The organism is Pseudomonas sp. DWP3-1-3b3 (assembly GCF_049896305.1).
Taxonomy (GTDB): domain Bacteria; phylum Pseudomonadota; class Gammaproteobacteria; order Pseudomonadales; family Pseudomonadaceae; genus Aquipseudomonas; species Aquipseudomonas azotoformans_A.
This window is the reverse complement of sequence record NZ_JAFCUA010000016.1, coordinates 87264-96194: the sequence shown is the minus strand read 5'-3', so window position 1 is coordinate 96194 and position 8931 is coordinate 87264. Positions and strand designations below refer to the sequence as shown.

General features: G+C 60.6%; 5 protein-coding genes and 2 tRNA genes. 6 read left to right on the top strand and 1 reads right to left on the bottom strand.

Annotation, left to right across the window (positions count from 1 at the left end):
• Positions 1-230 precede the first annotated feature (230 nt).
• Positions 231-1946, top strand: coding sequence for a proline--tRNA ligase (locus tag ACP7BX_RS29530; protein WP_426131706.1), 1716 nt, complete (start codon positions 231-233; stop codon positions 1944-1946).
• Positions 1947-1966: 20 nt separating this feature from the next.
• Positions 1967-2920 carry a hypothetical protein gene (locus ACP7BX_RS29525; RefSeq protein WP_061433949.1) on the top strand — a complete coding sequence of 318 codons (954 nt, stop codon included), beginning with the start codon at positions 1967-1969 and terminating at the stop codon, positions 2918-2920.
• Between the two features lie 6 nt (positions 2921-2926).
• On the opposite strand, the gene dinB is transcribed toward ACP7BX_RS29525, so the two are convergent.
• Complete coding sequence (dinB, locus tag ACP7BX_RS29520) at positions 2927-3988, bottom strand: DNA polymerase IV (protein WP_033898570.1); 1062 nt, start codon at positions 3986-3988, stop codon at positions 2927-2929.
• A 279-nt stretch (positions 3989-4267) separates the two neighbouring features.
• On the opposite strand from dinB, the gene ACP7BX_RS29515 reads away from it, so the two are divergent.
• From ACP7BX_RS29515 to ACP7BX_RS29500, 4 genes are all read left to right on the top strand, one after another.
• Positions 4268-4344, top strand: a tRNA-Met gene (locus ACP7BX_RS29515).
• A 222-nt stretch (positions 4345-4566) separates the two neighbouring features.
• Positions 4567-4643, top strand: a tRNA-Met gene (locus ACP7BX_RS29510).
• 279 nt (positions 4644-4922) lie between these two features.
• On the top strand, positions 4923-7565 hold the full coding sequence (gene mprF, locus ACP7BX_RS29505; protein ID WP_016977730.1) for a bifunctional lysylphosphatidylglycerol flippase/synthetase MprF: 2643 nt from the start codon (positions 4923-4925) through the stop codon (positions 7563-7565).
• Entirely contained in the window at positions 7565-8845 is a 1281-nt protein-coding gene (locus tag ACP7BX_RS29500) for a virulence factor family protein (RefSeq protein ID WP_426131703.1), read from the top strand. Before mprF ends, ACP7BX_RS29500 begins: the two co-directional genes overlap by 1 nt.
• The last annotated feature ends 86 nt before the right edge of the window (positions 8846-8931 follow it).

Sequence of the window (8931 nt, the reverse complement as noted above, 5' to 3'; positions counted from 1 at the left end):
CTAGAGTCGGAATCTGGCTTTTAGTCGCCGCCCACCCCTTCAAGTCTAAACATACAAGCTGGCTTGCCTGCGATAGCATCACCGCGGCGTAATAGATACACCGCGCCGCTGGCATCGCAGGCAAGCCAGCTCCCACACAAACACACTGCGACCTCGCGCCTGTACTCCGGCGACAACCGCCCGTACAATCCAGAGTCATTTCAAGTCCAAGCAACCGACAACGGCCTACCATGCGTACCAGTCAATATTTGCTCGCCACACAGAAAGAAACGCCTTCCGACGCGGTCGTGATCAGCCATCAGCTGATGCTGCGCGCCGGTATGATCCGCAAGCTGGCCTCCGGCCTGTACACCTGGCTGCCCATGGGCTTGAAGGTGATGCGCAAGGTCGAAGCCATCGTTCGTGAAGAAATGAACGCTGCCGGCTCTCTGGAAGTGTTGATGCCGAGCACCCAACCGGCTGAACTGTGGCAGGAATCCGGGCGCTGGGAAGAGTACGGCCCTGAGTTGCTGCGCTTCAAGGATCGTCATGGCCGCGACTTCTGCGCCGGCCCGACCCACGAAGAAGTGATCACCGACCTGATGCGCAACGAGCTGAGCAGCTATAAGCAGCTGCCGCTCAACCTGTATCAGATCCAGACCAAATTCCGTGACGAAATCCGCCCACGCTTCGGTTTGATGCGCGGCCGTGAATTCATCATGAAGGACGCGTATTCGTTCCACGCCGACCAGGCATCGCTGCAGGTCACCTACGACCGCATGCACCAGGCCTATTGCAACGTGTTCACGCGCCTGGGCCTGAAGTTCCGCCCGGTTGAAGCGGACAACGGCTCCATCGGCGGCGCCGGCTCCCACGAATTCCACGTGCTGGCCGAGTCCGGCGAAGACGACATCGTGTTCAGCAACGGTTCCGACTACGCGGCAAACATCGAGAAAGCCGAAGCCGTGCCACGGGAAACCTCCCGCCCAACACCGGCTGAAGAGCTGCGCCTGGTGGACACGCCAGAGACCAAGACCATCGCGGCCCTGGTGGAAAAATTCAATCTGCCGATTGAAAAGACCATCAAGACCCTGATCGTGCGCGCCGAAGAAGAAGGCAAGCTGATCGCCCTGGTGATCCGTGGCGATCACGAACTCAACGAAATCAAGGCCGCCCAGCAACCTGGCGTGGCCAGCCCGCTGGTCATGGCTACCGACGCCGAACTGCGTGACGCCATTGGCGCCGGCGCGGGTTCGCTCGGTCCGCTGAACCTGCCGCTGCCAATCATCATCGACCGTTCGGTCGAGCTGATGAGCGACTTCGGCATCGGCGCGAACATCGATGACAAGCACTACTTCGGCGTGAACTGGGAGCGTGACCTGCCGGTTCCGACCGTGGCCGACTTGCGTAACGTCGTGGCCGGTGACCCAAGCCCGGATGGCAAGGGCACCCTGGAAATCAAGCGCGGTATCGAAGTCGGGCACATCTTCCAGCTGGGTAACAAGTACAGCCAGGCGATGAACTGCAAAGTGCTGGGCGAGAACGGCAAGCCAGTGATCCTGGAAATGGGTTGCTACGGCATTGGCGTTTCCCGCGTGGTGGCCGCTGCCATCGAGCAGAACAACGACGCGAACGGCATCATCTGGAGTGACACTCTGGCGCCGTTCCAGATCGCCCTGGTACCGCTGCGTTATGAAACCGAGCAAGTACGCGAAGCCACCGACAAACTGTATGCCGAACTGACGGCCGCCGGTTTTGAAGTGCTGCTGGATGACCGGGACAAGAAAACCAGCCCAGGCATCAAGTTCGCCGACATGGAACTGATTGGCATCCCGCACCGGATCGTGGTCAGTGACCGCGGCCTGGCCGATGGCAATCTGGAATACAAGAGCCGGACCGAAGCCGAAGCCCAACCGTTGCCGGTGGCTGACGTGCTGTCTTTCCTTCAGGCGCGTATTCGTCGCTGAAAACCAGATCAAGAGAAGTCATGTTCAAGCGAAACACCAGAGCCCTGGGGGGCGCCGCCTTGTGCGGTGCCCTGCTGGTCAGCGGCTGCGCCAACCAGATGTCGCAACGCAGTGAGCACGAGGAGCGGGTCGAGCGTAAGTTGCTCGACCACAGCCTGCAGATCGATGTAGGCGAACCCAAAGTGCTGGAGCTGCCGCAACGCCGGGTCCGTATTCACGAGCAGAAGACCTTTGAGGTCACCGAGTTCGAAGTCACCCGTCGTTACGACCGCTACACGCCCTACCAGCCCTGGCGCAAACTCTATGAGATGCCGTTGGGTGCCGTAGCCCTGGTGGCCGGCGCGGGCGCCAATGTGGTGAACGTCTTCGCCCTTGGCAACCTGCCGACCAGCGTGACGCGTGACTGGCTGACTTACGGCGTGGACGGTCTCAACCCGTTCATGAACGTGCAGTCCCACGGCCGTGCGCAACAGAACCTGGCGGGGATCGATGAAGTCCAGCGCGACAAGCGTGTGGAGTATTCGAGCCTGCCCTGGAGCGAACGCCCGGTGCAAGTCACCGCCGGCAAGCAAGTCCATGAGCTGACCACTGACCGTAACGGCGTACTGCGCCTGAACCTGTTGGACAGCCCGTTTGCCGAGCAGGACCTGAACCGCGTCACGACCTTGAAGATCAGCGTGGAAGATGGCCAGGACGACGTGCATTCGGACTCCACGCTGGCGGTCAGCAGCACCTTGCGCAACAAGTTGCTGGAAGCCCACGGCCTGATCTACGACGATCTGGAAGACGACGAAGTCAGCCAGTGGGTGCACCGCGTCAAGCGCTTGTCTGAACTGGGCCTGGAAGAAGAAGCCAGCGAGCTGGAACAAAGCCTGATCGAACTGACCCGCAATGATCCCGAGTTGCAGCAGGAATTCCTGCAAGCGCTGACCAAGGATGCGGGCCGTTTAGTGGCAGATCCTGGGGCGCGCTGAAAATGATTAGTGGCTGAACAGCTCCAGCTGTTCATTGCCACCACTCAGGTCCAGCAACCGCACCCCAATCCCCAGCAACCGCACCGGCTTCCCGCCGCGATTGAACGCCTGCGTCAGCAGCTGTTGATAACTCTCCAGATCCCGCCCTGCCCCCGCCTGCTCCAAGGTGGTCTGGGTAAAGTCATGAAACTTCACCTTAACGAACGGCTTGCCCGCCCGATAACTGCTGTCGATGCGCGCCATGCGTCCGGCCAGGGTTTCCATCAGTTCAGGGAGCTTGGCCAGGCAGCTTGAGAGGTCCGGTAAATCCACGTCGTAGGTATTTTCCACACTGATCGACTGGCGGCGACTGTCGTTCTGCACCACGCGGTCATCGATCCCACGGGCCAGGCTCCACAGCCGCTCGCCAAAACTGCCGAATTCGCGCACCAGCGCCAGCTTGTTCCACTCGCGCAACTGCAGGCAGTCTTCGATCCCCAGGCGCGCAAGCTTGTCCGCCGTGACCTTGCCCACACCGTGCAACTTGCTCACGCGCAATTGCGAGACGAAGTCTTCGACCTGGTCGGGAGTAATCACAAAGAGTCCGTTGGGCTTCTTCCAGTCGCTGGCGATCTTGGCCAGGAACTTGTTCGGCGCCACGCCGGCAGACACGGTGATGTGCAATTGGTTGGAGACACGCCGGCGAATATCCTGGGCGATGCGCGTGGCACTGCCGCCGAAGTGCGGGCTGTCGGACACGTCCAGATAGGCTTCATCCAGCGACAACGGCTCGATCAGGTCGGTGTAGTCGCGAAAGATCGTCTGGATTTCCTTCGATGCTTCTTTATAGGCATCCATGCGCGGCTTGACGATGGTCAGGTCCGGGCACAGCTTCAAGGCGTGGCGTGACGACATGGCCGAGCGCACGCCATAGGCCCGCGCCTCGTAGTTGCAGGTGGCGATCACCCCACGGCGATCCGCCGAGCCACCTACCGCCAGCGGTTTTTGCGCCAGGCTCGGGTCATCGCGCATCTCGATGGCGGCGTAGAAGCAATCACAGTCGACGTGGATGATTTTGCGCTGCGTCATATAAACGGGGTGTGTACCTACGGGTGGCCAGTATCGCATTCACACCTGTATATAGCACCAGTAGTTTGATTCTTCCGCTTGAGCGGTAGGAAAAATCCCAGATGAATTTATTTTCTCAATCGAATTTGGCCTGCTGATAGAGCTGAAACCCTCGGCCAGACTGGGCTGGCGGGGTATCGAGAGGCCTACTTGGAGAGCTAACCGATTGAACCACAAGCGCTTTTCTTCGATTCACGGGTTGACACACCTGCGTTCCTCTGTAGAATGCCGACACACAGACGCGGGATGGAGCAGTCTGGTAGCTCGTCGGGCTCATAACCCGAAGGTCGTCGGTTCAAATCCGGCTCCCGCAACCAAACATCAAAGAAGGCTACTCGAAAGAGTGGCCTTTTTTGTGTCTGTCAGTTATGCAGGCTGCTTCGCAACCTGGCGCGGGGCAAGCCCGCTCACCACAGCAAGCCCGCTCACGACAAAAACCTTTTCCAATCTGAAACTTAGGTTGCCTGAGCAGTTATTTGACCGATATATCCATTAACAGTTGACACCCCGCCGTTGGGCTGTAGAATGCCGCCCACAGACGCGGGATGGAGCAGTCTGGTAGCTCGTCGGGCTCATAACCCGAAGGTCGTCGGTTCAAATCCGGCTCCCGCAACCAAACATCAAAAAAGGCTACTCGAAAGAGTGGCCTTTTTTGTATCCGGTGAAAAAGTTCTTCTGAAACAATGGCATGGCATCTTTCATGAAACCGCACGCGGTTTGTAGAGTCCATCTCATTGCAAGCTATGCTCAATGCTCAAGCGCTACCCTCTACGACCAATGGCCGCAGTCGCCGCACCCGGTGATACGCGTTAATATTTGTAATTATTTTGTCCATAGGGATTGGTAACTTGGCTGGATACCTCCATCCTGTCGCGCACAATCCACGAGGTGATTGATGCGCGCCAACTCGTCTGAACCACAAGACACTGTCACAGCAGAACAACCGATCACACCCACCCGTTTGCGTTGGCTGGATCTGGTGAGCAAGTACCGGCAACCCATCGGGCTGGCCGTCACTCTATTGTTGTTCGCCATCGCCCTGATCGCCTGCCGCCACCTGCTGCTGGAGCTGGACCTCTACGCCCTCCACGATTCGATCCTGGAAGTGCCCAAGCCCGCCCTGCTCGGCGCGTTTGCGGCGGCCGTGGCCGGTTTCGTCATTCTATTGGGCTACGAATTTTCCGGTGCGCGCTACGCGGGCGTGAACCTGCCCGCCAAAACCCTGGCCCTCGGTGGCTTTACCGCCTTCGCCATCGGCAATGCGATTGGCCTGTCGATGCTCTCCGGCGGTTCGGTGCGTTACCGTTTATATGCACGCCATGGCATCGGGGCTTCGGAAGTCGCCCACATGACAGTGTTCGCCAGCCTGGCGCTCGGCACTGCACTGCCGCCACTGGCCGCATTGGCGACACTGAGCAACCTGCCCGCCGCATCGACCTACCTGCATTTGCCACAGGCCGTACTGGGCGGTATTGCTGGCGCGGTGCTGTTGTTGTCGGCGGTGTTGTGCATCGGCATTTATCGCCGTCGCCTGCCGGAACAACCCTACCCGGATAACCTGCTGGTAAAAGCCGGTCGTCGTACCTTGCGCCTGCCGGGTCGCCGCCTGACCTTCCTGCAACTGATCATTACCGCGCTGGATGTGGCCGCTGCCGCCACCGTCCTTTATATGCTGCTGCCGGAAGCGCCGCCGTTCGGTCCTTTCCTGCTTGTTTACCTGTTGGCCCTGGCTGCCGGTGTACTCAGCCATGTCCCGGGCGGCGTGGGCGTATTCGAAGCGATCCTGCTGGCGGCCTTCGCCGACAAACTGGGTGCCGCGCCATTGGCCGCCGCCCTGCTGCTGTATCGCATGATCTATGTGGTGCTGCCGCTGTTGATTGCCTGCGTGTTCCTGTTGGTCAACGAAGCGCAGCGACTGTTCCAGACCCAGCAAAGCCTGCGGGTTGCCTCTGGGCTGGCCGCGCCAGTGCTGGCCGTACTGGTTTTTTTGTCCGGCGTGGTCCTGCTGTTCTCTGGCGCCACGCCCGAAATCGACTCACGCCTGGAAAACATCGGCTTCCTGATTCCCCACCGCCTGATTGACGCCTCGCACTTTGGCGCCAGCCTGATCGGCGTGCTGTGCCTGTTGCTGGCCCAGGGCCTGCGCCGACGCTTGTCGGCCGCCTGGATGCTGACCATGGTGCTGCTGCTGGTCGGCGCCCTGCTTTCGCTGCTCAAGGGTTTCGACTGGGAAGAAGCCAGCCTGATGACCATGACCGCGATTCTGCTGGCGATCTTCAGACGCTCGTTTTATCGCGCCAGCCGCCTGACCGAACTGCCCTTCTCGCCGCTGTACCTGGTGGCCAGTGTCTGCGTGCTGGGCGCTTCGATCTGGCTGTTGCTGTTCGCCTATCAAGATGTGCCTTACAGCCATCAGCTGTGGTGGCAGTTCACCCTCGACGCCAACGCCCCACGCGGCCTGCGTTCGCTGTTGGGTGCCGCTGTGGTGCTGGTGGTTGTGTCGCTGACCTGGCTGCTGCGCACCGCCCGCCCGGTGATCCACCTGCCGACACCCGACGAACTGGAGCGCGCCAGCAAGATCCTGATGGCCTCGTCCCAGCCCGACGGTGGCCTGGCGCTTACCGGTGACAAGGCGCTGCTGTTCCACCCCAATGATGAAGCGTTCCTGATGTACGCCCGTCGCGGCCGTAGCCTGGTAGCGTTGTACGACCCGATCGGCCCGACCCAGCCGCGGGCCGAGATGATCTGGCAGTTCCGTGACCTGTGCGACATCCACCACGCGCGCCCGGTGTTCTACCAAGTCCGCGCCGAGAACCTGCCGTACTACATGGACATCGGCCTCACCGCCATCAAGCTGGGCGAAGAAGCCCGTGTCGACCTGAAACGCTTTGACCTGGAAGCCAAGGGCAAAGAGATGAAGGACCTGCGCTACACCTGGAACCGTGGCTCGCGGGACGGCCTGTCCCTGGAGATCTGCGAACCGGGCACCGCGCCGATGGACGAACTCAAGGTGATTTCCGATGCCTGGCTGACCGGCAAGAATGTGCGGGAAAAAGGCTTTTCCCTGGGACGTTTCAGCGACGACTACCTCAAGCACTTTCGTATTGCGATCATTCGCTTCGAAGGGCGCCCGGTGGCCTTCGCCAACCTGCTCGAGACCTACAACCACGACCTGGCCAGTCTCGACCTGATGCGCGCCCACCCGGACGCGCCCAAGCTGACCATGGAGTTCATGATGGTCGGCCTGATTCAACACTATAAGAGTCACGGCTACGCCCGCTTCAGCCTCGGCATGGTGCCGTTGTCGGGCCTGCAACCGCGACGCGGCGCCCCGCTGACCCAACGTTTGGGTTCGATGGTGTTCCGTCGTGGCGAGCAACTGTATAACTTCCAAGGTTTGCGCCGCTTCAAAGACAAGTTCCAGCCTGACTGGGAACCCCGTTACATGGCCGTGCCCGCAGGACTTGATCCGCTGGTGGCACTGGCCGATACCGCCGCCCTGATCGCGGGCGGCTTGACTGGATTGGTGAAACGCTGATGATTCGACGCTCCTGGCGGTATGTATTGGCCTTTGTAGTGCTGCTCGCCCTGGTCCTGGGTGGCGGCTATTGGTACTGGAACCGCCCTGCCCCGCAGCCGACCCTGGAGCAATTGCCCCAGGCCGATGGCTCGGTGATGACCCGCGTCACCCCGTACGGCACGGCCAAAGCCCGCGTGGCCGTGGCCGTGATGGCCGCCGATGTGCTGACCGACAGCCAACTGATTGCCTTGAGCCAAGGCGGCAAGGCGCAGATCGTCCAAGTGGTCCTGCCCAAGGACGACTGCAAGCTGCAGGAACAAGCACTGCAAAGCGCCCTGGGTCAGCTCAAGGGCCCCGCGACGCTGGTCAGCGGCATCGGCCCTGGTGCAAGCCTGGCATGGCGCTGGCTGGCCGCTCAGAACGACGACAAGGCCAACGCCATCTCCGTCGGTTTCGCCATGACCCAGGAAGGTTGTAAGGACCCGCTGCCGAAAACGGCCGCCCACGGCAATTGGCTGGTGGCCTGGAACGACAACCCTGAGGATGATGCTGCCAGTTTCGTACGCGACACACCGCGTGCCACCACCAGCATCAGCGACTACGACATTCACTACCCGCAAGTACTGAACAACGAGTTGCGCAAGCAACTGGTGGGTTCGGACAACGGCGGCCTGGCGATTCCGGTGGTTGAAGTGCCGGCCGGCCAAGCGAAAGATACCGTCACCTTGTTCCTCTCCGGTGATGGCGGCTGGCGTGACCTGGACCGTGACGTGGCCGGTGAAATGGCCAAGATCGGTTACCCGGTGGTGGGTATCGACACCCTGCGCTACTACTGGCAGCACAAGACCCCGGAACAAAGCGCCAAGGACCTTACCGAACTGATGCAGCACTACCGTCAGAAGTGGGGCACCAAGCGCTTCGTATTGACCGGTTACTCGTTCGGCGCCGATGTGCTGCCGGCCATCTACAACCGTATGCCGGAAAACGAGCAGCAGCGTGTGGACGCAATCATCCTTCTGGCGTTTGCGCGCACGGGCAGCTTCGAGATTGAAGTGGAAGGCTGGTTGGGCAACGCCGGTAAAGAAGCCGCCACTGGGCCAGAAATGGCCAAGCTGCCCCCAGAGAAAGTGGTGTGCATCTACGGTGCGGAAGAAGTCGACGAGAGCGGTTGCACGGATAAGACAGCGGTGGGTGAAGCGCTGAAGTTGCCAGGCGGGCATCACTTCGATGAGAACTACCCGGCGCTGGCCAAGCGGTTGGTGGATATCATCGTCAAACACCAGGCCAAAGCCGAATAACCTTCCCTCTGACGAGCAGGCTTGTTGTGGCGAGCGGGCTTGCCCCGCGTTGGGTGGCGAAGCCGCCCCAATAAGAACGCCGCATT

Coding starts and splice junctions, on each gene's coding strand:
- mprF (WP_016977730.1), top strand. CDS start 4,923: ATGCGCGCCAACTCGTCTGAACCACAAGACACTGTCACAGCAGAACAA.
- ACP7BX_RS29525 (WP_061433949.1), top strand. CDS start 1,967: ATGTTCAAGCGAAACACCAGAGCCCTGGGGGGCGCCGCCTTGTGCGGT.
- ACP7BX_RS29500 (WP_426131703.1), top strand. CDS start 7,565: ATGATTCGACGCTCCTGGCGGTATGTATTGGCCTTTGTAGTGCTGCTC.
- ACP7BX_RS29530 (WP_426131706.1), top strand. CDS start 231: ATGCGTACCAGTCAATATTTGCTCGCCACACAGAAAGAAACGCCTTCC.
- dinB (WP_033898570.1), bottom strand. CDS start 3,988: ATGACGCAGCGCAAAATCATCCACGTCGACTGTGATTGCTTCTACGCC.